A 24,060-nucleotide genomic window follows, 5' to 3' on the forward strand; every position below is an offset into this window, starting at 1 on the left:
GACGGAGAGGGCTGGTAGGTAGCTATGGAAGAGCCGCGTCGCCTCGGCGGCCGGTACGAGCTGGGCCAGGTGCTCGGCCGTGGTGGCATGGCGGAGGTACATCTCGCCCATGACACCCGGCTCGGCCGCACCGTGGCGGTGAAGACGCTGCGAGCCGACCTCGCACGCGATCCGTCGTTCCAGGCCCGGTTCCGCCGGGAGGCCCAGTCGGCCGCCTCGCTCAACCATCCCGCGATCGTCGCCGTGTACGACACGGGTGAGGACTACATCGAGGGCATCTCCATCCCGTACATCGTGATGGAGTACGTCGACGGGTCCACGCTGCGCGAGCTGCTGCACTCGGGCCGCAGACTGCTCCCCGAGCGGTCCATGGAGATGACCATCGGCATCCTCCAGGCCCTGGAGTACTCCCACCGCGCCGGAATCGTCCACCGCGACATCAAGCCGGCCAACGTCATGCTGACGCGTAACGGCCAGGTCAAGGTCATGGACTTCGGCATCGCCCGCGCCATGGGTGACTCCGGCATGACGATGACGCAGACCGCCGCGGTCATCGGCACCGCCCAGTACCTCTCCCCGGAGCAGGCGAAGGGCGAGCAGGTCGACGCGCGCTCGGACCTCTACTCGACCGGCTGCCTCCTCTACGAGCTGCTGACCGTGCGTCCGCCCTTCGTGGGCGACTCCCCGGTCGCGGTCGCGTACCAGCACGTACGCGAGGAGCCGCAGCCGCCATCGGTCTTCGACCCCGAGATCACGCCCGAGATGGACGCGATCGTCCTGAAGGCACTGGTCAAGGACCCGGACTACCGCTATCAGTCCGCCGACGAGATGCGCCAGGACATCGAGGCCTGCCTCGACGGCCAGCCCGTCGCCGCCACGGCCGCCATGGGCTCCGTGGGCTACGGCGGCTACCCGGACGACCAGGCCACCACGGCGCTGCGCTCCTCGGACGCCCAGGCCACGTCCATGCTGCCCCCGATGAACCCGGACGACGGCGGCTACGGCTACAACAACTACGACGACCGCCCGGCCCGCCGCCGCCAGCAGAAGAAATCGAACACCTCGACGATTTTGCTGGTCGTGGCGGGTGTGCTGGTCCTGGTCGGCGCGATCCTGATCGGCAAGTGGATGTTCGGGGGCGGCGGGGTGAGCAACAACTCCGTCTCCGTTCCCAACCTCGTCAGCCAGACGGTGAAGGAGGCCACCCAGCTGGCCACCAACGCCGAGCTGAAGGTTTCGATCACCAAGAAACCCTGCGAGACCGAGAAGACGGGCAACGTCTGCTCCCAGGACCCCAAGGCGGGCGTGAAGGCCACCAAGGGCGACACCATCAACCTGGTGGTGTCCACGGGGGCGCCGAAGGTCGTCGTGCCCGGTGTCACGGGCCAGAGCCTCGACGACGCCAAGGCGAAGCTCACGGGCAGCGACTACAACTTCACGGTCAAGACGCAGACCCAGGTGTCCACGGAGAGCCCGAACACCGTGCTGGACCAGAACCCGAGGCTCGGCGCGGAGGTGCAGAAGGGATCGACGATCACCCTCACCATCGCCAAGCCAGCCGAGAAAGCCACGGTCCCGGACGTCGCCGGCAAGTCGTGTGACGATGCCAAGGCCGCGATGACGGCCAACAACCTGGTCGGCAACTGCACCGAGATCGACGTGACCGACCCGAACCAGGCCGACAAGGTCGTCTCGACCGTTCCGGCGATCGGCAGCTCGGTCGACAAGAACTCCAGCGTGAACATCCAGGTCGGCAAGGCGCAGAACCAGACCTTCCAGATGCCGCAGGTGACCCAGATGACCCTTGGCCAGGCCAAGCAGGTCCTGGCGCAGAACAATCTCCAGCTCGGCAACGTCGCAGGCTCGACGGACGACAACGCCATCGTGCTCACCAGCGATCCGCAGCAGGGCGCGCAGGTGACGGCGGGCCAGAAGGTCAACCTCATCGCGGCCGATTCCGGGCAGAACGGCGGCAACAACAACGGCGGCGGCAACGGCTTCGTCGGCGGTCTCACCGGAGGCTGACGCAGCGCTTGAAACAGCGGTCGAACGAACTGTGCCCAGCCCGGGAAAACTCCCGGGCTGGGCACAGTTCTTCGTTGTCCGGACCGTACCGTCGCGCCGAGCAGCGTGCTGGATCGCACGGAAGTGCTCGACCGAGTCAAGGCGCTGTCACTGCTGCCGGACGGCATGCACGTGACGACGGCGATGATCGCGACGTACTTCGACGTGACGACCGAGGCGGTCCGGCAACTCAAAGCGCGGCATCCTGAGGAACTGGTGAGCAACGGCATGGTGACACCCCAGGGCGCTGAGCTCGCGAAATTTAAGCGTGACGTCTTGTCACGCTTTCCAGGAAGTTATCCACAGCCTCGCTCGACGACCGTATCGACGAGCGCATCACCCACATCCTCGGCAGGACCGTCGTCCCCATGTTCAACGAATGCTGTGCTGGCACCACCGAAGGATCAGCGGGAAGTAGCCCTGTCCGTCGCCACCTCCCACTTCAGCCGCGAAGCACAAGCAATCGCCGATCTGAGCGGGATCATCACCGCCAACCGCGACGAGCTGGAGGCGTGGACCGCCGGAGTGCGCCTCAAGGCACTGCGATGGGTGACGCGAAACAGCAAGGCCCGAAGCCGCAGGAGCAAGTTGCGGCTTCGGGCCTTCGCCATGCTGGGTGACCGAGTTGCTGCCAGTCACTCAGTCACCTCAGCCCAGCTCCGCCGGTGGCGTGCGCGCGCTGTCCACCTTCTGCACGCGCTCCAGCTCGCCCCACACGATGTAGCGGTACTCCGACGTGTAGACCGGCGTGCAGGTCGTCAGGGTGATGTAGTGGCCCGGCTTCGTCTTGCCCGACTGCTTCGGGACCGACTGGAGGACCTTGACGTTGTACTTCGAGGTCTCCGGGAGGATCGAGAAGACCTTGTAGACGTACCAGTCGTCCTTGGTCTCGAAGACGATCGGGTCGCCCTTGTTGATCTTGTCGATGTTGTGGAACTTGGCGCCGTGGCCGTCACGGTGGGCGGCGAGCGTGAAGTTGCCCGTCTTGTCGGTCATCGGCAGGGTCGCCTTGACGGGGTCCACGTAGTAGCCGGCGACGCCGTCGTTGAGGACCTCCGTGGAGGTGCCCTTCTCGACCAGCACCTCGCCGTTCTTCATCGACGGGACGTGCAGGAAGCCGATGCCGTCCTTGGTGTCCAGCGCACCCGGGCCGCCCTTGTCCTGGGCCCAGTTGTCGCGGACCTTGTCGCCCTGCTTGTCGGCCTTGCGGTCCGCGACGACGTTCGTCCACCACAGCGAGTAGACGACGAACAGGCCGAGCACCAGGCCCGCGGTGATGAGGAGTTCACCCAGGATGCTGAACGCCATCGCGATCCGGCTCGCTCCACGACGCTTCGGAGCGGCCGCTTCGGCGTCGGCCTCGGCCTCGGCGCGCTCGTCGTGGTCGGTCCTCGCTGCCACTGTGCATCTGCCCCGTCTGGTCTGTCTCAGGTTGTCTCACGTGCTGGTGCCCGACGGGGCTCCTACCCGAGGAGCGCGTCCGGCTTGCCCTTGCTGCGCGGGCGTTCCTCGACCATCTTGCCCCACACGATCATGCGGTAGGTGCTGGTGAATTCCGGCGTGCAGGTGGTCAGTGTGATGTAGCGGCCCGGCGCCGTGAAACCGGACCCCTGGGGGATCGGGTCCAGCACCTTCGTGTTCGACGGGGATGTCACCGGCAGGATCGACGTCATCTTGTAGACGAAGTAGTCGTCCTGGGTCTCGACCACGATGGAATCGCCGGGCTTGAGCCGGTTGATGTACCGGAACGGTTCTCCGTGCGTGTTGCGGTGCCCCGCGAGCCCGAAGTTGCCCGTCTTGGCGTCCGGCATCGCCGTCTTCAGGGCTCCCTCGCCGTAGTGACCCACCATCCCGCGGTCGAGCACCTTCGTCTTGCTGGTGCCCTCGGCGATCGGAGCGACCACGTCCAGCTTCGGGATGTGCAGGATGGCGAAACCCTGCCCCGGCTCGAACGTCCCCGGACTCCGCTTGCCGCTCGCCCAGTCCTCCTGGAGGTGGTGCGCGGCACTGCCCGCCTGCTGGTGCGCCCGCACGTTCGACCACCACAACTGGTAGGTCACGAACAGCAGCATCAGGACGCCGGTGGTGATGAACACCTCGCCGATCAGCCGGCTGACGAGGACGGCCGCACCGGGCTTCTGCGCACGCGCCGCCCGTCGGGCCTCCATACGGCTCAGCGGCGCCTCAGCGGCCTTCTCCGCCGACTCCACCGATCCCTGGGCATCCTGGGACTCCTGGGGCTCCTGAGTCCCTCCGTGGCGCCCGTGGCGCCGCGCCGCCTTGCGCCGCGCCGCACGGCCCCCGGACGCGGGTATCCCCTCGTTCGTGGCCCTGCCCGCCAACTGCTCGGCCCTGCGCCGCGCCTCGGAGACCTCCGAGGCCCGCAGCGCCACGGTCGCGTCGTCCAGTTTGGGAGCCGCGCCGACCGGTTCGGCGTACATGGGCATGGGTCTGGTGAGCGGTTCGCCGTAGCCAGGAGCAGGATCCTGCGCACCCCTCGGCGAACCCTGCCAGTCCCGCGCGTACGCCTCGGGGCCGTCCACGGCGTACTGGTGCTGTCCCTGCCCGGACCACTCCTGCCCGAGCCCGCCCTCCGACACGGCGGCGCGCGGTACGTCGGCCGGCGGCGGGGCGGCGTGCCGCCCGCCGGGCCGCGCGGCGGCCCCTGAGCCCGGCAGCGGATCGGTGAGCGGATCCGCGAGCTGCTCGACCGCGGCCTCGAACGCGCCGGGTCCCCCGTACGGCTGCTGCCCGTACGAGGGCCCGTTGTCTCCGATGTCGCCGTAGGCGGCGCCGGACTCGCGCTCGGGGCGCAGGGCGGTCACGCCGTGGCCCTGCCCACCACCGGGGCGAGCCCCACCGACCTCGCCACGGCACCCTGGTCGCCGCACTCCACCAGCCAGTTGGCGAGCATCCGGTGACCGTGCTCGGTCAGCACCGACTCGGGATGGAACTGCACACCCTCGACCGGGAGTTCACGGTGGCGCAGCCCCATGATGATCCCGTCGTGGGTACGGGCGGTGACCTCCAGCTCGGCCGGCACGGTCTCCGGCTCGGCGGCCAGCGAGTGGTAGCGGGTAGCGGTGAAGGGGGACGGCAGTCCGGCGAAGACGCCTCTGCCCTCGTGCTCCACCAACGACGTCTTGCCGTGCAGCAGCTCGGGCGCCCGGTCCACGACACCGCCGTACGCCACCTGCATCGACTGCATGCCGAGGCAGACGCCGAAGACGGGGACACCCGTGGCCGCGCAGTGCCGGACCATGTCGACGCAGACGCCGGCCTGCTCAGGGGCGCCGGGGCCGGGTGACAGCAGTACGCCGTCGAATCCGTCCTGGGCGTGCGCGGTCGAGACCTCGTCGTTGCGCAGCACCTCGCACTCGGCGCCGAGCTGGTACAGGTACTGGACCAGGTTGAAGACGAAGCTGTCGTAGTTGTCGACGACGAGAATCCGCGCGCTCACTGGTTGTTCACCGTCACATCGTTGAAGGGGAGCAGCGGTTCGGCCCACGGAAAGACGTACTGGAAGAGTACGTAGACCACCGCGAGAACGAGCACGAGTGAGATCAGCGCCTTCACCCATGCGTTTCCCGGCAGATGCCGCCAGATGAAGCCGTACATGCTGTCCCTTCCGTCGCATCACGGCACCAGAGCCACGCCCTACACCATCGGACCCACGCCGTACGGGACCAGACTAACGGCGTAGCGCCTGAGGTTTCCCGGCCTCCACGGGCTGCGTGGAATCCAGGTGTGCCCAGACGATCAGCCGATGGCTGTGTCCCCACTCCGGATCGCACGTGGTCAGCGTGAGATAGCGGCCCGGAGCCGTGTACCCGGACTTACGTGGCACAGGGTCGATCACCTCAACGTCCGTAGGCACTGTTTTGTAAGGGCCTTTGTCGATCCGATACGTGAACCAGGTCGTCCCGTCGGTCAGCACCACCGCGTCCCCCCTGCGCAGCTGGGGAAAGTCCTTGAACGGGTCGCCGTACGTGCGCCGGTGCCCCGCGACGGCGAAGTTCCCCACCTGCCCGAGCTGGGCCGTCCCCCGGTAGTGCCCGAGCCCCTTCTGCAGGACGCTCGTGCCGGTGCCTTCGAGCACGGGCTTGTTCCACGTGAAACCAAGACGCGGGATGTACATCACCGCGAAGGGCTTGCCGTAGGCGTAGGGGCCCGGAGCCTTCGGGCTCTCGGTCGCTTGCGCCGTCGGCGTCTTCGGGTTCCCGGTGGTCGGGGGCGCCTTCGACTGCTGCGCGACCGATCCCTTCGACCACTGCTTCTGGAGCTGGTCGATCTGGTGGTTCATCTCGCTGTCGGCCTTCACGCCCGTCCAGAACAGGACGTAGACCACGAAGAGCACGATGAGCGTGCCGACGGTCATGCACAGTTCGCTCACTGTCCGGACGAGCACTCGCAGCGACACGGGACCCCCAGCGGCAGCTGCTTCAGCCACTACTCCACAGGTTTTGCGTAGTGGAGATCCACTGTGCCCGAGTAGCCGGGAAGAGTCACCGTTCCGTTCTCCTCGACTTTCCAGCCGAGCCCGTAGACGTTGACGTACACCATGTAGTTCTGGATCGCCGCAGAGTCGGCGAGGGCCTTCTGGAGCTTCTGGGGGTCACCGATCGCGGTGATCTTGTACGGGGGCGAGTAGACCCGGCCCTGGAGGATCAGGGTGTTGCCGACACAGCGCACGGCGCTCGTGGAGATCAACCGCTGGTCCATCACCTTGATGCCCTGGGCGCCACCCAGCCACAGGGCGTTCACCACGGCCTGCAGGTCCTGCTGGTGGATGACCAGGTAATCGGGCTGCGGCTCGGGGTAGCCGGGCAGCTTGGCCGTGGCGTTCGGCGGGGCGTCGTTGAGGGTGACCGTGACGGCCTTGCCCTTGAGCTTCTGGGTGCCGGTGTTCTTCTCCAGCGCGGCGAGCTTGGCGGTGTCGGCCTTGCTGCCGCCGTTCTCCCGCCCGGCGAGCGTGTCGACCTCGTCGCGCAGGACGCCGTTGGACTCGTCCAGCGACGCGTTCTTGTGGCTGCGCTCCTGAATGAGGTCGGAGAGCTTCAGCATGGACGCGTCCGTGCGGATATTGGTGCCCTTGGCCGTGTTGAAGCTGGTGAAGAAGATCAGCCCGGCGAGCGCGAAGACGGCGACGGTGAGTACACGTACGGGCCGGAAACGACGCGTAACGGCAGGACTGGAACCCGTCCCGGGGGAGTCGGCAGAATTGCTCAACGTACCCTTATCTCCTTCGGCGCCGCGGAAGCACTACGCTAACGGACGCCCGGGGGAGCACTCAGTGTCCCCTTGTACGCTGCCCCGGAGCCCGCCCCCAGTTCCCTGCGCGGCCACGCAGCGCATCGACAGGAGAGACCCTCGTGCCGAAGTCACGTATCCGCAAGAAGGCCGACTACACGCCGCCCCCGGCGAAGCAGGCGACCAACATCAAGCTGACCAGCCGCGGCTGGGTCGCACCGGTCATGCTGGCCATGTTCCTCATCGGCCTCGCCTGGATCGTCATCTTCTACGTGACGGACGGGTCGCTGCCCATCGACGCCCTCGGCAACTGGAACATCGTGGTCGGCTTCGGCTTCATCGCGGCGGGATTCGGCGTCTCCACGCAGTGGAAGTAGCTCTGCCCAGGGTTATCCACTGAGTTATCCACAAGAGTTTTCCACAGGTGGAAAAAGAACGACGATCTGTGGATAACTCATCCGGGGTTGACGCCGGTGTGACTGACCTACCGGGATCCGCAAACCTGTTCGCCCCCTGTCCGACCTGCGAAAACTCGGGTCAGTGACAGGGGGCACAGCTGTTCCCACACAGCGTGCACAAGATCCGCCACGATCTGTGGACAACACCGCTCCCCAGGGCTTCTCAGGTGAGCCGAGCGGTACCTCAGGTGAGCTGAGCCGTCCTGACCAGCGTCGCGACGACCACCAGGGCCAGGACCACGCCGCTCACCCCGTACTGGATCAGGGTCCGCCGGTCACGCGGGGCGTGGACCATGGCGTAGCCGACCACGACACCGGCGACGAGTCCGCCGATGTGGGCCTGCCAGGCGATGTTGCTCCACCCGAAGGTGAAGATCAGGTTGATCACCAGCAGGGCGATCACGGGGCGCATGTCGTAGTTGAGCCGGCGCATCAGGACGGCCGTCGCGCCGAAGAGGCCGAAGATCGCGCCGGAGGCGCCCAGCGAAGGCTGGTTCGGCGCGGCGACGAGGTAGGTGAGCGCGCTGCCCGCGAGACCCGAGACGAAGTAGAGGGTGAGATAGCGGGCCCGGCCGAGGGCCGCTTCCAGGGGGCCGCCGATCCACCACAGGCTGAGCATGTTGAACAGGATGTGGACATAGCTGCCGTGCAGGAACATCGCCGTCAGCATTCGGTACCACTGGCCCTCGGCGACGCCCTCGACCGAGCCGAGCAGCGGGACGTACGCGCGGCCGATGAGGTCGAAGCTGTCGGTGAAGCGGTCGCCCACCGACAGCTGGACCAGGAAGACGGCGAGGTTGAGCCCGATCAGGACCTTGGTGAGGAGCCGGGAGTCCGCGGTGACAGTGCCGCCCGCGAGGGTGCGGGGCTGCGAGGCCGAGGGCGCGTGGCCCGTACCGGAGCCGGCGCGGACGCACTCGGGGCACTGGAAGCCCACGGAGGCACTGATCATGCACTCGGGGCAGATGGGGCGCTCGCAGCGGGTGCAGCGCACACCGGTTTCACGATCCGGATGCCGGTAGCAGGTGGGCAGGGCCTGGGCGTCCTGATGTCCCTGGTCCTGCGGGCCCTGCGGGTTGCCTGGCGCCTGGTCCATGGGGTCCCCTCAATCCGGTCGTACGCACTGCACCGCCCCGCCCATCCTTACGGATGAGCGGGGCGTTTGGTTCCCTGCGGGAGTCTTCGGGACCTTCGGGTCCTCGGGTCTCAGCCCTCGCGGGTCTCAGCCCTGGCGGGTCTCAACTCTTGCGGGACTCAGCTCTTGCGGGTCTCGACGACGACCGACTCGATGACGACGTCGTTGACCGGGCGGTCGGTGCGCGGGTTCGTCTGGGTGCTCGCGATGGCGTCCACGACCTTCTGGCTGGCCGCGTTGGTGACCTCGCCGAAGATGGTGTGCTTGCGGGTCAGCCAGGCCGTCGGGGAGACGGTGATGAAGAACTGCGAGCCGTTGGTACCAGGGCCGGCGTTGGCCATGGCCAGCAGGTACGGCTTGTCGAAGGCGAGCTCCGGGTGGAATTCGTCCTCGAACTGGTAACCGGGGCCGCCGGTGCCGTTGCCCAGCGGGTCACCGCCCTGGATCATGAATCCGCTGATCACCCGGTGGAAGACCGTGCCGTCGTAGAGCTTGTCGGTGGACTTCTCACCCGTCTCCGGGTTGATCCACTCACGCTCGCCCGTGGCAAGCTCGACAAAGTTCCGGACCGTCTTGGGCGCGTGGTTCGGCAGGAGCCGGACTTCGATGTCGCCTTGGTTGGTCTTCAGGGTGGCGTAAAGCTGCTCGGCCACGATCTGCCTTCCGTTGCCTTCTTTTGACCCCCCGATCCTCGCACGGACAGGGCCACGAGTCGCCCGGCCACCACCTCCGAGCGAATATCCGCGGGCGCGCTTGCAGAAATCCCCTCGAGTCCTTGCGTGCACAGGGCGCGACGCGGCGATCCGTGGCATTGTCGGCGACAAGCTCCTGTTGCCCCGTATGCCCTATCTCGCATGCCTCGCGGCCCCTCGGGGGGCATGATCTCGAACAGGGTGGAAAGGTGAACTGTGCCTTTTTGGGGTACCCGAACGCTCACGTACGCCACCGAGGAGGAGGAAGACCCGTGACCCGCATTGACAGCGTGCGCGCCGCGACCGGCTCGGCGAAGGACAGCGTGCTGCACGCCGCGGAAGTGGTGGCGCCTTACGCCGACACGGCCAAGGACCGGGCCTCGTACTACGCGAACGAGGCACTCGTACGGCTCGCGCCCAAGGTGTCGCTGGCCGCCGAGCAGGCCCGCGTCCAGTACGGCGCCCATCTCGCGCCGCGCCTGGAGCAGGCCCGTACGCATGTGCCGCCGAAGGTCGACCAGGCCGCCGTCCGTACCCGCCAGGCGGCCGTGCAGGCCGCCGAGTACACCTTGCCGAGGATCGAGCAGGCGGTGGCCGCGGCTCAGCCTGTGCGTGAGGAGGCCGCGGCACGCGGTGTGGCGGCGATCGCCGCGCTGCGCGGACAGGTCTCGCCCCAGGAGATCCAGAAACTGGTCCGCAAGCACGAGCGGCGCGCGAAGGCCGGCCGCGCCGCCAAGGGTCTGCTCGTGCTGGGGATTCTCGCGGCTGGTGCCTTCGCGGCCTGGAAGTGGTGGGACAAGCAGGCCAACCCCGACTGGCTGGTCGAGCCGCCCGCCGCGACGGAGGTGCCCGAGACGGGCCGTCTTTCCTCGGTCGACGGCACTGGCCTGTCCGATCTGGACCCCGAGGTCCAGGCCAAGCAGGCCGAGGAGGAGGCGGACGGCGACGACCGCCGCTGACCCCGAACCAGGGAAACAGCCCTGAGCAAGGGCAACAACATCGCCGTGGGGCAGGAGACCCTCAAGTCTCCTGCCCCACGGCGATGTTTCACGTGGAACCGGCGGAACCGAACGACGGGCCGTGCGCGCGGCACGGAATCAAGCCGATTTACGCCTTCCGCCACGATGACGTTTGCAACGACCGATGCTCACAACATCCGCACAGACCCTCTTCACCGTGTGCATTGCAATGATTACGCATATCTGCTTACAGCAGCTCACACGAGGCTCCGGCGTCGGCTCGGACCGCCCCCGCGCCACGCCTGCCACTGGTGGGGCGACATCGACACCCACCCGCAAGCCGACCATTTGCGCAAACAACTGCAACGACTGCGAAGCATGATACGTGACCCAGGTCACCGAAAAACAAGAACCGGCCAGCCGCCGCGAAGGGCGTCTGACCGGTCCGTGATGTGGAGCCTAGGGGAGTCGAACCCCTGACATCTGCCATGCAAAGACAGCGCTCTACCAACTGAGCTAAGGCCCCGGAAGACAGGCGTCCGGCCGGTGGAATCGGGTACCGGAGGGCGCCGGGGACCAGAGTACCGGGTCACCCCCGGGATCTCGCAAAAAGATTGGGGGTCCCCGTGGGCGACCACTCTCCGTAAGATGCTCGACGTGGTTCGCTACAGCGAACCGCGGTATTTGGGGAAGCGATGGGGAGACGCAATGGACGCCGCACAGCAGGAAGCAACCGCAAGAGCTCAAGAGCTGCAGCGGAACTGGTACGGAGAGCCGTTGGGGGCGCTCTTCCGTAGGCTCATCGAGGATCTGGGCCTCAACCAGGCGCGTCTTGCCGGGGTGCTGGGACTTTCCGCGCCCATGCTGTCGCAGCTGATGAGCGGTCAGCGTGCCAAGATCGGCAATCCCGCGGTGGTCCAGCGCGTGCAGCTGTTGCAGGACCTGGCGGGGCAGGTCGCGGACGGCAGCGTCAGCGCCGCCGAGGCGACCGAGCGCATGGACGAGATCAAGAAGTCGCAAGGGGGCTCGGTGCTCAGCAACACCACGCAGTCGACGAGCAGTTCAGGTGCGCCCACGGTCAAGCGGGTGGTCCGCGAGATCCAGTCGCTGCTGCGCTCCGTGGCAGCCGCGGGAGACATCATCGACGCGGCCGACACCCTCGCCCCGACCCACCCGGAACTGGCAGAGTTCCTCCGGGTGTACGGCGCCGGCCGCACCTCCGACGCGGTCGCGCACTACCAGTCGCACCAGAGCTGAGCCGGCGCCGGGGGCTCAGGACGCCGTCCGGCTCCGCACCTCGGGCCGCCGGGCGTCTCAACGGGGGGCCTCCGCCGGACCGACCGCCGAAGGGGAGCGACGCACGACCATGGGTGAGGTCTTCGCCGGACGCTACGAACTGGTCGACCCGATCGGCCACGGGGGAGTCGGTGCGGTCTGGCGCGCCTGGGACCAGCGGCGGCGCCGTTATGTGGCCGCCAAGGTGCTCCAGCAGAGCGACGCGCACGCGCTGCTGCGCTTCGTGCGGGAGCAGGCGCTGCGGATCGATCACCCCCATGTCCTCGCGCCCGCCAGCTGGGCCGCCGACGACGACAAGGTGCTGTTCACCATGGACCTGGTGGCCGGGGGCTCCCTGGTCCACCTGGTCAACGACTACGGCCCGCTGCCGCCCGCGTTCGTCTGCACCCTGCTCGACCAGCTCCTCTCGGGAGTCGCCGCGGTGCACGCGGAGGGGGTCGTGCACCGTGACATCAAGCCCGCCAACATCCTCCTCGAAGCGACCGGTACGGCCCGGCCACGGCTGCGGCTGTCCGACTTCGGCATCGCGATGCGGCTGGGCGAACCGCGGCTGACCGAGACCAACTACGTGGTCGGAACGCCCGGATACTTCGCTCCCGAGCAGATGATGGGCGCCGAGCCGGACTTCCCCGCCGATCTGTTCGCCGTCGGGCTGGTCGCCCTCTACCTGCTCGAAGGGGCCAGACCCGATGCCAAGGCCCTGATCGAGTACTTCGCGGAGAACGGCACACCGGCCGCGCCCCAGAGCATCCCCGAGCCGCTGTGGCAGGTCGTGGCCACGCTGCTGCAGCCGGACCCCCGGGCACGGTTCCGCACCGCGACCGGGGCACGCAAGGCGCTGGCCTCGGCCACCGAGCTGCTGCCCGAGCCCGGCCCCGACGACGAGTTGGTCGAGGTGTTCGACCAACTCGGTCCGCTTCCCCCGGGGTTCGGGCCGGAAGGGCCACTCAGGGCGACCATGCCACGCGCCGCGGAGAACCCGGCCTCGTGGCCCGGTTCTGCCCTCGACACCGACTCCGGCACCGGCACCGGATCCGCGTCCGCGACCGGCTCCAGCACCACTTCTGGCACCGCCTCCGGCACCGGTTCCGGCCCGCACGACTCGGGGCCGTGGCGTCACGATTCCGGGGCGCTGTCCCGGGAGCCCGTCTCCAGGGCCGCGTGGGCGGATCGTTCCTCCGGGGGCGTATGGCCTGCGTCCGACTCGGGTGGCGTACGACCGGAGCCCGCCCCCGGTGCCGTACGACACGAGCCCGCCGCCGGCGCCGTACCACCGCACCTCGCGCCCGAAGCCACACCCCCGCAGCCGTCCACGATGTCGGACACCGGCAGCTTCCATCTGCCGCCACCGCGGCCACGGCCCCAGTCCTTGTGGCAGCACGATCAGCCCCCCACTCCCCCCACCTCGGTCGTGCTGCCGGTGCCGACCCCCACTCCTGTCCTGCCGTTCGACCACACGCCCGTGCAGCCGCCGTTCCCCGTGCGGCCCACGGATCCGAGCGCCGCGACGCGTCAGCACGCGCAGCCCCGCCCCGGACCGCCCGCGAAGGTGGCCGTCCCGGTGCTGCTCCTCGCACTGGCCTGTTTCGCGGTGGGCTTCTGGGCGCTGACCCAGATCTGACCGCCGGTGCCCGTAAGCCCCGTCCCTCCTTGGTTGGCCTACCAGCCGCGCGGCGTCGCCCGCCGTCGTGCGGCCACCGTCCACACCCCGAGCGCCAGCACCAGGACGGTCCCGGTGCCGATACCGCCCACGGCGACCAGCTTCATCGTGGTGCCGTCGTCGCTCCCGCCGCTTCCGGCAGGCACCATCCCACCGGTGGACGGCACGGAGTCACCGGTCGCGGAGTCGAACACGCCACGCGGTACGGCCAGCCCCGCGTACGCCGGGCCGCTCCGCGCGGCGCCGTCCACCCGTACGCGCAGGGTCAGTCCGAACGGCCCGTCGCCGAACTTGTCGGCGACCTGCGCCGCGAGATGGACGACGAGGTAGTACGAACCGGCGAACCGCATGCCGCTGGTCCGGTCGTTGAAGGCGTAGCGGTTGTCGTACTCGACGGGCGGCAGCGGATCCAGAGCGGCGGACCGCTGGCTGCCGTCGTATCCCGCGCCCGCGTCGGTGACGAGTCCGCGCACGGGGTTGTAGAGGGACATGACGAGAGCCGTGCCCATGAATCCCTCGCCGCCGCTCGAACTGCCGAGTTCGGCGGTGGCGGACAACTGCTGTCCCCAGTCGACCGGCACCTTGTAGAAGAGCGTCTGCCCGGGGCTGATCCCGTCCTTCCAGACTCCCTGTTCGAGGGCGCCGGCCGTGGTGAACCCCGCGCCGCCCCGGCGTGGCCGCGCGTCGCCCTGGAGGGCCTCGGGCGAGGCGGAGTTCCAGGTCTCAGGGGCACTGGTCGACCCCGCCTTCTTCAAGCGGGGTTCGGACACATAGTTCAGTTCGAGGTCCCAGGCGTCGGGGGAGGAGGGCGGGGAGGCCGAGGAGGCGGGTGCCGCGGTGCGTTCGACGACCACGTAGTACGTTCCGGCCGCCTGGCAGGCGTACTTGCCGGGGCCGATCTCGCGCGACGCCCAGGCGGCGATGGGGTGGGGGCTCTGGGAGGGGCCGAAGTGGGCGGTCGTGGAGGAGGAGCAACTGCCGCTGTTGCCGTCCTGTATGGAGACCTTGACGCCGTCGGAGTAGGCGACCGTGGCACCGGGCCTGGGGACGGCGGTGGCGGCGATGTACGCGTTGGAGGTGGCGTCGAGGTCCAGGCGGTAGTAGAGCTTGCCGTCCTTGCCGAGGGAACTGCGGTACGTCCGGCCGGGCTCAAGCCGTACGGCGTCCGTGGTGCCCGTGGCGCCCTGGACCTTGGTGGCGTCCTGGGCGAAGGCGTACGGCTTCGGTGTACCGGTCTCGGCTGCCGCGGCGGGCCGCCCGGGCAGGGCCGCCGTCGCGCACAGGACCGTTGCCACGATCGCGAGCGGCCGACCGCCGTGCCGCCATGCCGTGCGCCGCCCCATCACGCGCCACCCCTCGTCGTCGCCCCGGACCGTGGCCCATCCTGCCCCGCCGGTCACGGAGCCACCCCCGCTATCCGCACAAGCGGCCGAAACCGCCTGCCCAGAGAACCGATGTCTTCACTTACGCAATCAATTCATTTGCTGAAGTGAATCCAAGGGGGGTCGAGGCAATACAAAACCCCGACCGCGAGGGCGGCCGGGGTCTGATCTGAGACTGATGTCGATTCTCACGAACCCGTGGGCACGGAGTCAGTCGCCTCCGTCCACAGATCCTGCTCGGCGCGATCCGCCTGGATCTGGCGGTACACGAGGAGCCCGCCGATGGCGGCCAGTGCGACCAGGAGAAGCTTCTTCACCGCGCGACCTCGTCTTTCGTTGACGTAGGGGACCTCTGGCGCCCGACTATACACACCGACCGATATCGATCGGTGACCTGCATCGACCCCCAACTGCCGCCCGCCGGAGAGCAGTAGGAGCGGATCCGGCCGCTCCGGCCACGGTCGTATCGCAGGGTGATCACACCTCGCACACAGTGACTTTCGGCACCCTCTCGCACCTTCCAGGCACTTTTGCGACCTCTTGCGTCCATCCGAGTGGTGTTGATCTGAACATCGACGCGCCACGGGCGTCGGTCCACCACTTCACGGCCCACATACACATCATGAGGAAAGTACGCAAATCGCCTGACCCGAAAGTGAGGGGCCATGACCCAGAACAAGGTCATGAAGCTGTGGACCGCCATCGTCACCGCCTTCGTCGCGCTGTTCACGGCGCTCGGCTTCATCACGACCACCGCGGCCGCGGCTGTACCGCAGGCCGAAGTGACGCGCAACAGCACGGTCGCCACGACAGTGCCGACGATCTCTCCCTGGGTCGGTCCATACGGCCGGGCCCTGCCCCCCACGATGAAGCAACGCATCCGCGCCGAGGCCCACGGATCCTCACCGAGCTGCCGGCACCGCCCGCCGACCGAGGCCACCGAGGCCGACCTGGCCGACCTCGCGTCGCTCTACGCCCCTGAGGCCCACACCGAGCCCGAGACCCGCCTCCAGCGCTGACCGGCGCGGCTCCGCCCCATCCCCCAGCCCCTCTCCCCTGACGTAGCGGCGAACTTGCGTACACCGCCACCCACAGATCCGAAGGCCCGGCACCTCGAAAGAGCTGCCGGGCCTTCGCCATGTCCGGCACCTGGCCAAGTCCGGCATCTGGCCATGTCCGGCACCTCGTCGTCCCGGCACGCACCGAGGAGTTCGCGGCGTTGACGCCTGGACGAAGTGGAGAGACCTGTGACAACTCCCGTGATTCCCAGCCAAGAGCGCGGAGTAGTGACACTGAGGCGGCACCGGCGACTGATGTCGGCCGTAAATGCCAAAGACCCCCGGGTGTGATCACCCGGGGGTCTTTTGGTTGGTGGGGCTAACAGGATTTGAACCTGTGGCCTCATCCTTATCAGGGATGCGCTCTAACCAACTGAGCTATAGCCCCGCCGCGCTTTGCGGTGTGTGTCCCGCGCGCTGACCTCTGAAGATTAGCGCACGACGCGGCCAGTCCCAAAATCGGTATCCCAGGCCTCCTGGCCGGGCCCGACGAGCTGCTGTTACTCGTCCTCGGCGAGGGTGAGCTCGATACCGCCGACGAAGCCCGCGGAGAGGTTGTAGATGAACGAGCCGAGCGTCGCGAGCGCCGTGGCGAGCACGACGTCGATGACCGCGATGATCGACGTGAACATCAGGACGTGCGGCAGGGAGAGGAACGACTGCAGATCGAAGCCGTTCGACTCGTTCGAACCCGTCGCCTCGGAAATCGTGCCGCCGACCGTCGAAAAGACGCCCATCGCGTCCAGGACCATCCACAGCACCGCCGCCGCCACGATCGTGCAGATGCCGAGCGCGATGGAAAGCAGGAAGCTGACCTTCATCACCGACCAGGGGTCGGTCTTGGCCACCCGCAGCCGCGCCTTGCGGGTGCGGGGCGCGGTGCGCGCTCCGGTCCGCGGCCGGCGTACGGCGCCGGACGGCGTCTGAGCCGGGTACGCCTGCGGCGGGTGGTACGGCTGCGCGGGCTGCTGCGGCTGCCGTTCCCCCGGCAACGCGGAGCCGGCCTCGGGAGCGGCCCCGGCAGGGGCCGCCGAAGCGGCCGAAGGCGCCCCCGGTGGGGGCGTCGAAGCGGGCGCCGCCCCGGGCGCCGGCTTGGTCTTCGCCGAACCGGCCGCCGCCGGGCCCGCTCCGGCCGCGTACTGCTGGGCCTGCGGGCCTCGGGTGTCCGTCACAGTTCCCCCCTGGGATCCATGAGAGTCATGGGAGTCAGCCGCCTCCGCGGCGGAGCCACGGCCGCCGTCCGTATCCGTACCGGTCGATCCGGCGCCCGTGGCTCCGCTCACGATGACTCACTCCTCGCGCTACTCGGGCGAGGACTGCTCGCCCTCGTCCGTACCGACGGCCTCGACGTCCTCGGCGGTCTCGTCCTCGGCGATCTCGCCGTCGACTTCCTCCGCCTCGCGACCGGCCTCGGCGTTACGAGCGATGCCGACCACGGCATCGCGCTTGCCCAGGTTGATCAGTTGGACACCCATGGTGTCACGGCCCGTCTCCCTGACCTCGTTGACTCGCGTGCGAATCACACCGCCGGACAGGCTGATGGCGAGGATCTCGTCCGTCTCCTCGACCACCAGCGCGCCGACGAGGGACCCGCGGTCCTCGACGATCTTGGCGGCCTTGATACCGAGGCCACCACGACCCTGAACGCGGTACTCGTCAACGGCGGTCCGCTTCGCGTACCCGCCGTCCGTAGCAGTGAACACGAACGTACCGGGTCGAACAACATTCATCGAGAGCAGCTCGTCGCCCTCGCGGAAACTCATCCCCTTGACGCCCGAGGTCGCACGGCCCATCGGCCGCAGGGCGTCGTCCGTCGCCGTGAACCTGATCGACTGCGCCTTCTTACTGATCAGCAGCAGATCGTCCTCGGCCGAGACGAGTTCGGCTCCGATCAGTTCGTCATCGGAACCGTCCTCCGTCTCGCGGAGATTGATCGCGATGACACCGCCGGAGCGCGGGGAATCGTAATCCTTCAGAGGCGTCTTCTTCACGAGGCCGCCCTTGGTGGCCAGCACCAGATAAGGCACCGCCTCGTAGTCACGGATCGCGAGGATCTCGGCGATCGCCTCGTCCGGCTGGAAGGCCAGCAGGTTCGCGACGTGCTGTCCACGCGCGTCACGCCCGGCGTCCGGGAGCTCGTACGCCTTCGCGCGGTAGACGCGGCCCTTGTTGGTGAAGAACAGCAGCCAATGGTGCGTCGTCGACACGAAGAAGTGGTCGACGATGTCGTCCTGCTTCAGCTTCGCGCCGCGTACGCCCTTGCCGCCCCGCTTCTGCGAGCGGTAGTCCTCGGTCTTGGTCCGCTTGATGTACCCGCCACGCGTGATGGTGACGACGATGTCCTCTTCGGCGATCAGGTCCTCGATGGACATGTCACCGTCGAAGGGCACCAGCTTGGAGCGACGGTCCTCGCCGAACTTCTCGACGATCGCCGCGAGTTCCTCGCTGATGATGGAGCGCTGGCGCTCCGGCGAGGCGAGGATCGCGTTGTACTCGGTGATCTTCGCCTGGAGCTCGTCGTGCTCCTGGATGATCTTCTGACGCTCCAGGGCGGCCAGTCGGCGCAGCTGCATCTCGAGGATGGCGTTCGCCTGGATCTCGTCGATCTCCAGGAGGCCCATCAGGCCCTCACGCGCGATCTCGACGGTGTCACTGCGCCGGATCAGCGCGATGACCTCGTCGATGGCGTCCAGGGCCTTCAGGAGGCCACGCAGGATGTGCGCGCGCTCCTCGGCCTTGCGCAGCCTGAAGCGCGTACGCCGGACGATGACCTCGATCTGGTGCGTCACCCAGTGGCGGATGAACGCGTCGAGCGACAGCGTGCGCGGAACGCCGTCCACCAGCGCCAGCATGTTGGCGCCGAAGTTCGACTGCAGATCGGTGTGCTTGTAGAGGTTGTTCAGGACGACCTTGGCGACCGCGTCGCGCTTCAGGACGATGACCAGCCGCTGGCCCGTACGGGACGAGGTCTCGTCGCGGACGTCGGCGATGCCCCCGACCTTGCCGTCCTTCACCAGGTCGGCGATCTTCTGCGCGAGGTTGTCGGGGTTGGTCTGGTAGGGGAGCTCGGTGACCACCAGGCACTGGCGGTTCTGGATCTCCTCGACCTCGACGACCGCGCGCATCGTGATGGAGCCACGGCCCGTGCGGTACGCCTCCTCGATGCCCTTTCGGCCCACTACAAGGGCGCCGGTCGGGAAATCGGGGCCCTTGATGCGCTCGATCAGGGCGTCGAGCAGCTCCTCGTGGCTGGCCTCGGGGTTCTCGAGGTACCACTGGGCGCCGGCCGCGACCTCACGGAGGTTGTGCGGCGGGATGTTGGTGGCCATGCCGACCGCGATGCCCGCCGAACCGTTGATCAGCAGGTTCGGGAACCGGGCCGGCAGAACCGTCGGTTCCTGGTTGCGGCCGTCGTAGTTGTCCGTGAAGTCGACGGTCTCCTCGTCGATGTCACGGACCATCTCCATGGACAGCGGCGCCATCTTGCACTCGGTGTAGCGCATGGCGGCCGCGGGGTCGTTGCCCGGAGAGCCGAAGTTGCCGTTGGAGTCCACCAGCGGCATCCGCATCGACCACGGCTGCGCGAGGCGGACCAGCGCGTCGTAGATCGAGGAGTCGCCGTGCGGGTGGTAGGTGCCCATCACGTCGCCGACGACACGGGCGCACTTGTAGAAGCCCTTCTCGGGCCGGTAGCCGCCGTCGTACATGGCGTACAGGACGCGGCGGTGGACGGGCTTGAGGCCGTCCCGGACGTCGGGCAGCGCGCGCGACACGATGACGGACATCGCGTAGTCGAGATACGAGCGCTGCATCTCCGTCTCGAGCCCGACGGGCTCGACGCGCAGGATGATCTCGCCGCCTTCTTCAGGCGTACTCGGAGTGTTCTCGTCGGCCATTGCTGGTGAAGATCCTTTCTGCTGCGGTCAGCTGAGACCGACTCAGATGTCGAGGAAGCGGACGTCCTTGGCATTGCGCTGGATGAACGCGCGGCGGGCCTCGACGTCCTCGCCCATGAGGACCGAGAACAGGTCGTCGGCCTGGGCGGCGTCGTCGAGCGTGACCTGGCCGAGGACCCGGTGCTCCTGGTCCATGGTCGTGATGCGCAGCTCCTCGGCGTTCATCTCGCCGAGGCCCTTGAAGCGCTGGACCGAGTCGTCGCGGATGCGCTTGCCGGCCTGCTTGCCCAGCTCGATCAGCGCGTCGCGCTCACGGTCCGAGTACGCGTACTCGAAGTCGTCCCGGCCCCACTTGATCTTGTACAGCGGGGGGCGTGACAGGAACACGTGCCCGGCCTCGACCAGCGGCCGCATGAAGCGGAAGAGGAAGGTCAGCAGCAGGGTGTTGATGTGCTGGCCGTCGACGTCGGCGTCCGCCATCAGGATGATCTTGTGATAGCGGAGCTTCTCGATGTCGAAGTCCTCGTGGACCCCGGTGCCGAAGGCCGAGATCAGCGCCTGGATCTCCTGGTTCTGCAGGATCTTGTCGATCCGCGCCTTCTCGACGTTGAGGATCTTGCCTCGGATCGGGAGGATCGCCTGGTACTGCGGGTTGCGGCCGGACTTGGCCGAGCCGCCGGCGGAGTCACCCTCGACGATGAAGATCTCGCACTTGATGGGGTCGTTCGACTGGCAGTCGGACAGCTTGCCCGGCAGGGACGCCGTCTCCAGGAGACCCTTGCGGCGGGTGAGGTCACGGGCCTTGCGGGCCGCCACGCGCGCGGTGGCCGCCTGGATGGACTTGCGGACGATGTCCGCGGCCTCGTTCGGGTTGCGGTCCAGCCAGTCGTTGAGGTGCTCGTAGACGGCCTTCTGGACGAAGGTCTTCGCCTCCGTGTTGCCGAGCTTGGTCTTGGTCTGGCCCTCGAACTGGGGCTCGCTCAGCTTGACGGAGATGATCGCGGTCAGACCCTCGCGGATGTCGTCACCGGTGAGGTTGTCGTCCTTCTCACGCAGCAGCTTCTTGTCGCGCGCGTACTTGTTGATCAGCGAGGTCAGCGCCGCACGGAAGCCCTCCTCGTGCGTACCGCCCTCGTGGGTGTGGATGATGTTGGCGAAGGAGTACACGCCCTCGCTGTAGCCGCTGTTCCACTGCATCGCGACCTCGAGGGACAGGCTCTTGTCCTTGTCCTCGGCCTCCAGGTCGATCACGGTGGGGTGGACCGCGTCTCCCTTGCGGGAGTTCAGGTACTTCACGAAGTCGACGATGCCGCCCTCGTAGTGGTACGTGACGGTCTTGACCTCGGCCTTCTCGTCCGCACCCGCCTCGTCCGCACCGGCCGTGGCCTTCGCCGACTCGCGCTCATCAGTGAGTTTGATCGTCAAACCCTTGTTGAGGAACGCCATCTCCTGGAAGCGCCGCGAGAGCGTCTCGAAGGAGTACTCGGTCGTCTCGAAGATGTCACTGTCGGCCCAGAAGGTGACCGAGGTACCGGTCTCGTCGGTGGCCTCGTGTTCGACGAGAGGGGCGGTCGGGACGCCCATCTTGTAGTCCTGCGTCCAGCGGCGTCCGTCGGTCTTGACCTCGACGGAGACCTTGCTCGACAGGGCGTTCACGACGGAGACGCCGACGCCGTGCAGACCACCGGAGACCGCGTAGCCGCCGCCACCGAACTTGCCGCCCGCGTGCAGGACCGTCAGCACGACCTCGAGGGCCGGCTTCCCTTCGGAGGGGACGATGCCCACGGGGATACCGCGGCCGTTGTCCACGACACGCACGCCGCCGTCGGCGAGGATCGTGATGTCGATCGTGTCCGCGTGGCCGGCCAGCGCCTCGTCGACGGAGTTGTCGACGACCTCGTACACGAGGTGGTGCAGTCCGCGCTCGCCGGTCGAGCCGATGTACATACCGGGTCGCTTGCGAACCGCGTCCAGACCCTCGAGGACGGTGATGGCGCTGGCGTCGTACGAGGCTGTGACCTCGCCGTTCGAGGTCGTGGCCTCGGCGTTGTCGCCGGCGTCGGTGGACGGGGTGTTCTCGTTGGGGTTGCCGGAATCGGCCACGAAGCGCCCTTTCTGGCACAGCACAAGCCAAGCTCGTCGGCGGGTTGCCGGAGCGGCTGCGGCACGTTGCGTTGGTAAGCCTTGATCAGCGTTGCTCAGCTTTTCCCGGACGGTCCCCGCAAGCGGGGCGGGATTAGCTTCCAGTCTACCGGTAGCGCCGACAGTGATGGGGGTTTGCCGGTACCTGAGTCCGCATGTGCCGCCCTGAACCGGTCTCTCCCGACTCCCCATATGTGGACCCGGGCTCAAAGAGGCTTACAGCGGCACTCAGCGCTTCCGGGTGTCAACCCTTGGCTACCGCGGAGTCAGGTCGGTGTTCGCAACCGCGTGCACTCCAGCGCAGGGGCCACTCGATGTGGCCTCCGTCACCCGTAGGTGTCGCCGGGACCCGTGCTTCCAGGGGCGCGCAGGGGGCCGAAGCGGCGCGCGGGACCACCGGGGCCCTGCACCTTGATCAGCCGCACCGTGCCGTGTCCGAGGTCCTGGTTCAGCCGCGCGACCACCTGCGGAGCGAGCAGCCGCAACTGGGTGGCCCAGGCGGTCGAGTCGCACTGCACGGTCAACACCCGCTCGGCAGGGTCGTCGTCATACTTCAGCGGGACGCAGTGCTTGGCCAGATCCTCGCCGACGATCTGCGGCCAGCGGCCCATCACACCGCCCACCGCGGCCGGGGTCTCCCAGCCGCGCTCGGTGAGCAGCCGGTTGATCGCGGCGCCGAGCGCCATCGGATCACGCCCGTCGGCGCGCGCGCCGGAGCGCAGGCCGCCGCGCCGCGCCTGCTTCTTCTGCTGTGCCGCGTCCCCCCGCGCGCGTGCCTGCTCCTTCGCGGCGCGCAACGCCACGCGCGCGAGGTCGACGCCGGAGTGCTCGGGGGCCTTCTTGGAGACCGTCTCCGGGCCCTTCTCCGGGGCTCCCTCGGAGGCAGCCGATTCGCCGGATGTGTTCTCCGTCATACCCGCTCCACCGTGCCCTCGGAGACGGCGTACCGCGTCCCCGTCAGTACGTCCGGTACGTCGTCGCCGACCGCGGCCGTCACGAGGACCTGCTCGCCGGGAGCGACGAGTTCCGCGAGGCGCTCTCTTCTGCGGCTGTCCAGTTCGGCGAAGACGTCGTCGAGGACCAGCACCGGTTCATTGCCCTCGGCCCTCAGGAGGTCGTACGAGGCCAGGCGCAGCGCCAGCGCGTACGACCAGGACTCGCCGTGGGAGGCGTATCCCTTGGCGGGCAGCTGACCGAGTTTGAGGACCACATCGTCCCGATGGGGTCCTACGAGAGTCACGCCCCGTTCGATCTCCTGCTTGCGGACCTCGGCGAGCGCCGCCATCACCTGCTCGTACAGGTCCTCGCGGGTGTGCGCCTCGCCGGGCGCGGACGGCTTGTACTCCAGGGCGACGGGTCCGCCGCCGGGGGCCAGCTGCTCGTACGCCTTGTCGGCCAGCGGCTGGATCGCGGCGACCAGGTCGAGCCGCTGGGCGAGCAACTCGGCGCCCACGCGCGCGAGGTGCTGGTCCCACACGTCGAGCGTGGAGAGGTCCATGGTGCGGCCGCCGTGACGGCGGGCCAGCGCGGCCGACTTCAGGAGAGTGTTGCGCTGCTTGAGGACCCGCTCGTAGTCGGAGCGGACGCCCGCCATCCGCGGGGAGCGGGCGGTGATCAGTTCGTCGAGGAAGCGGCGCCGCTCACCGGGGTCGCCCTTGATCAGCGCGAGATCCTCGGGCGCGAACAGCACGGTCCGCACGATGCCGAGCACGTCACGGGGTCTGACCTGCGAGGACCTGTTGATGCGGGCACGGTTGGCCTTGCCGGGGTTCAGCTCGAGCTCGACGAGCTGCTGGCGTTCACCCTGGCGGACATTGGCCCGGATGATCGCCCGGTCGGCGCCCATGCGCACCAGCGGCGCGTCGGAGGAGACACGGTGGCTGCCGAGGGTCGCGAGATAGCCGACCGCCTCGACCAGATTCGTCTTGCCCTGTCCGTTGGGACCCACGAACGCGGTGACGCCCGGGTCGAGCGGGACCTCGACCCGGGCGTACGAGCGGAAGTCGGCCAGCGACAGATGCGTGACGTGCATGATCGTTCGCCGACCTCCCCCAGGGTTGTGGATCCA

The 24,060-nt window shown here is 68.1% G+C and carries 21 protein-coding genes and 2 tRNA genes; 6 read left to right on the forward strand and 17 right to left on the reverse strand.

The annotated features are described in order from the left end of the window. Positions 1 to 24: 24 nt before the first annotated feature. Positions 25 to 2,025 carry a Stk1 family PASTA domain-containing Ser/Thr kinase gene (gene pknB, locus ACFVWD_RS14380; RefSeq protein WP_389596150.1) on the forward strand — a complete coding sequence of 667 codons (2,001 nt, stop codon included), beginning with the start codon at positions 25 to 27 and terminating at the stop codon, positions 2,023 to 2,025. 687 nt (positions 2,026 to 2,712) lie between these two features. Here the strand turns inward: pknB and ACFVWD_RS14385 are convergent. From ACFVWD_RS14385 to ACFVWD_RS14410, 6 genes are all read right to left on the reverse strand, one after another. Continuing rightward, entirely contained in the window at positions 2,713 to 3,465 is a 753-nt protein-coding gene (locus tag ACFVWD_RS14385) for a class E sortase (RefSeq protein WP_389596152.1), read from the reverse strand. A gap of 62 nt (positions 3,466 to 3,527) precedes the next feature. Further along, positions 3,528 to 4,889 (reverse strand): class E sortase, encoded by a 1,362-nt coding sequence (locus ACFVWD_RS14390; RefSeq protein ID WP_389596154.1) that lies wholly within the window; start codon positions 4,887 to 4,889, stop codon positions 3,528 to 3,530. Next, on the reverse strand, positions 4,886 to 5,524 hold the full coding sequence (locus tag ACFVWD_RS14395; RefSeq protein WP_389596155.1) for an aminodeoxychorismate/anthranilate synthase component II: 639 nt from the start codon (positions 5,522 to 5,524) through the stop codon (positions 4,886 to 4,888). Before ACFVWD_RS14395 ends, ACFVWD_RS14390 begins: the two co-directional genes overlap by 4 nt. Beyond that, positions 5,521 to 5,682: a hypothetical protein gene (locus tag ACFVWD_RS14400; protein WP_165854063.1), complete on the reverse strand. Its 162-nt coding sequence runs from the start codon at positions 5,680 to 5,682 to the stop codon at positions 5,521 to 5,523. The genes ACFVWD_RS14395 and ACFVWD_RS14400 overlap by 4 nt, the downstream gene beginning before the upstream one ends. 73 nt (positions 5,683 to 5,755) lie before the next feature. Then, positions 5,756 to 6,478 (reverse strand): class E sortase, encoded by a 723-nt coding sequence (locus tag ACFVWD_RS14405; protein ID WP_389596302.1) that lies wholly within the window; start codon positions 6,476 to 6,478, stop codon positions 5,756 to 5,758. A 35-nt stretch (positions 6,479 to 6,513) separates the two neighbouring features. Beyond that, entirely contained in the window at positions 6,514 to 7,293 is a 780-nt protein-coding gene (locus ACFVWD_RS14410) for a DUF881 domain-containing protein (RefSeq protein WP_101399120.1), read from the reverse strand. Positions 7,294 to 7,436: 143 nt separating this feature from the next. Between ACFVWD_RS14410 and crgA the strand changes: the two genes are divergently transcribed. Beyond that, a complete protein-coding gene (gene crgA / locus ACFVWD_RS14415) occupies positions 7,437 to 7,691 on the forward strand; it encodes a cell division protein CrgA (protein ID WP_054236413.1) in 255 nt (84 codons plus the stop codon). Positions 7,692 to 7,956: 265 nt separating this feature from the next. Here the strand turns inward: crgA and ACFVWD_RS14420 are convergent, their stop codons facing one another. Together ACFVWD_RS14420 and ACFVWD_RS14425 are read right to left on the reverse strand one after the other, a co-directional pair. Continuing rightward, positions 7,957 to 8,868 carry a rhomboid family intramembrane serine protease gene (locus ACFVWD_RS14420; RefSeq protein ID WP_389596157.1) on the reverse strand — a complete coding sequence of 304 codons (912 nt, stop codon included), beginning with the start codon at positions 8,866 to 8,868 and terminating at the stop codon, positions 7,957 to 7,959. Positions 8,869 to 9,026: 158 nt separating this feature from the next. Further along, the gene (locus ACFVWD_RS14425) at positions 9,027 to 9,560 is read right to left on the reverse strand and encodes a peptidylprolyl isomerase (RefSeq protein ID WP_168509662.1); all 534 of its coding nucleotides are present in this window, start codon (positions 9,558 to 9,560) and stop codon (positions 9,027 to 9,029) included. Positions 9,561 to 9,871: 311 nt separating this feature from the next. Here ACFVWD_RS14425 and ACFVWD_RS14430 point away from each other — a divergent pair, with 311 nt between their 5' ends. Further along, positions 9,872 to 10,558, forward strand: a complete 687-nt coding sequence (locus ACFVWD_RS14430; RefSeq protein WP_389596159.1) for a DUF5324 family protein — start codon at positions 9,872 to 9,874, stop codon at positions 10,556 to 10,558. A gap of 453 nt (positions 10,559 to 11,011) precedes the next feature. Here ACFVWD_RS14430 and ACFVWD_RS14435 read toward each other — a convergent pair. Then, positions 11,012 to 11,084: transfer RNA gene (locus ACFVWD_RS14435), tRNA-Ala, on the reverse strand. A 182-nt stretch (positions 11,085 to 11,266) separates the two neighbouring features. Here ACFVWD_RS14435 and ACFVWD_RS14440 point away from each other — a divergent pair. Together ACFVWD_RS14440 and ACFVWD_RS14445 are read left to right on the forward strand one after the other, a co-directional pair. After that, positions 11,267 to 11,815 (forward strand): DNA-binding protein, encoded by a 549-nt coding sequence (locus tag ACFVWD_RS14440; protein ID WP_067376635.1) that lies wholly within the window; start codon positions 11,267 to 11,269, stop codon positions 11,813 to 11,815. Positions 11,816 to 11,924: 109 nt separating this feature from the next. Beyond that, positions 11,925 to 13,475: a protein kinase gene (locus ACFVWD_RS14445; protein WP_389596161.1), complete on the forward strand. Its 1,551-nt coding sequence runs from the start codon at positions 11,925 to 11,927 to the stop codon at positions 13,473 to 13,475. 38 nt (positions 13,476 to 13,513) lie between these two features. On the opposite strand, the gene ACFVWD_RS14450 is transcribed toward ACFVWD_RS14445, so the two are convergent. Both ACFVWD_RS14450 and ACFVWD_RS14455 read right to left on the reverse strand, forming a co-directional pair. Further along, positions 13,514 to 14,914, reverse strand: a complete 1,401-nt coding sequence (locus ACFVWD_RS14450) for a hypothetical protein (protein WP_389596162.1) — start codon at positions 14,912 to 14,914, stop codon at positions 13,514 to 13,516. Positions 14,915 to 15,084: 170 nt separating this feature from the next. Beyond that, the gene (locus ACFVWD_RS14455; RefSeq protein ID WP_003999697.1) at positions 15,085 to 15,213 is read right to left on the reverse strand and encodes a DLW-39 family protein; all 129 of its coding nucleotides are present in this window, start codon (positions 15,211 to 15,213) and stop codon (positions 15,085 to 15,087) included. A gap of 348 nt (positions 15,214 to 15,561) precedes the next feature. On the opposite strand from ACFVWD_RS14455, the gene ACFVWD_RS14460 reads away from it, so the two are divergent. Next, on the forward strand, positions 15,562 to 15,915 hold the full coding sequence (locus ACFVWD_RS14460) for a DUF6344 domain-containing protein (protein WP_389596164.1): 354 nt from the start codon (positions 15,562 to 15,564) through the stop codon (positions 15,913 to 15,915). 350 nt (positions 15,916 to 16,265) lie between these two features. Here the strand turns inward: ACFVWD_RS14460 and ACFVWD_RS14465 are convergent. From ACFVWD_RS14465 to recF, 6 genes are all read right to left on the reverse strand, one after another. Next, positions 16,266 to 16,342, reverse strand: a tRNA-Ile gene (locus ACFVWD_RS14465). A 112-nt stretch (positions 16,343 to 16,454) separates the two neighbouring features. Then, positions 16,455 to 17,237 carry a DUF3566 domain-containing protein gene (locus ACFVWD_RS14470; RefSeq protein ID WP_389596166.1) on the reverse strand — a complete coding sequence of 261 codons (783 nt, stop codon included), beginning with the start codon at positions 17,235 to 17,237 and terminating at the stop codon, positions 16,455 to 16,457. 18 nt (positions 17,238 to 17,255) lie between these two features. Then, positions 17,256 to 19,850 (reverse strand): DNA gyrase subunit A, encoded by a 2,595-nt coding sequence (gene gyrA / locus ACFVWD_RS14475; RefSeq protein WP_389596168.1) that lies wholly within the window; start codon positions 19,848 to 19,850, stop codon positions 17,256 to 17,258. A 42-nt stretch (positions 19,851 to 19,892) separates the two neighbouring features. Next, positions 19,893 to 21,953: a DNA topoisomerase (ATP-hydrolyzing) subunit B gene (gene gyrB, locus ACFVWD_RS14480; protein WP_389596169.1), complete on the reverse strand. Its 2,061-nt coding sequence runs from the start codon at positions 21,951 to 21,953 to the stop codon at positions 19,893 to 19,895. Between the two features lie 365 nt (positions 21,954 to 22,318). Continuing rightward, positions 22,319 to 22,906, reverse strand: coding sequence for a DUF721 domain-containing protein (locus ACFVWD_RS14485; RefSeq protein ID WP_389596171.1), 588 nt, complete (start codon positions 22,904 to 22,906; stop codon positions 22,319 to 22,321). Next, the gene (recF, locus tag ACFVWD_RS14490; protein WP_389596173.1) at positions 22,903 to 24,024 is read right to left on the reverse strand and encodes a DNA replication/repair protein RecF; all 1,122 of its coding nucleotides are present in this window, start codon (positions 24,022 to 24,024) and stop codon (positions 22,903 to 22,905) included. The genes ACFVWD_RS14485 and recF overlap by 4 nt, the downstream gene beginning before the upstream one ends. Positions 24,025 to 24,060: the final 36 nt, after the last annotated feature.

The organism is Streptomyces sp. NPDC058086 (assembly GCF_042885015.1).
Taxonomy (GTDB): domain Bacteria; phylum Actinomycetota; class Actinomycetes; order Streptomycetales; family Streptomycetaceae; genus Streptomyces.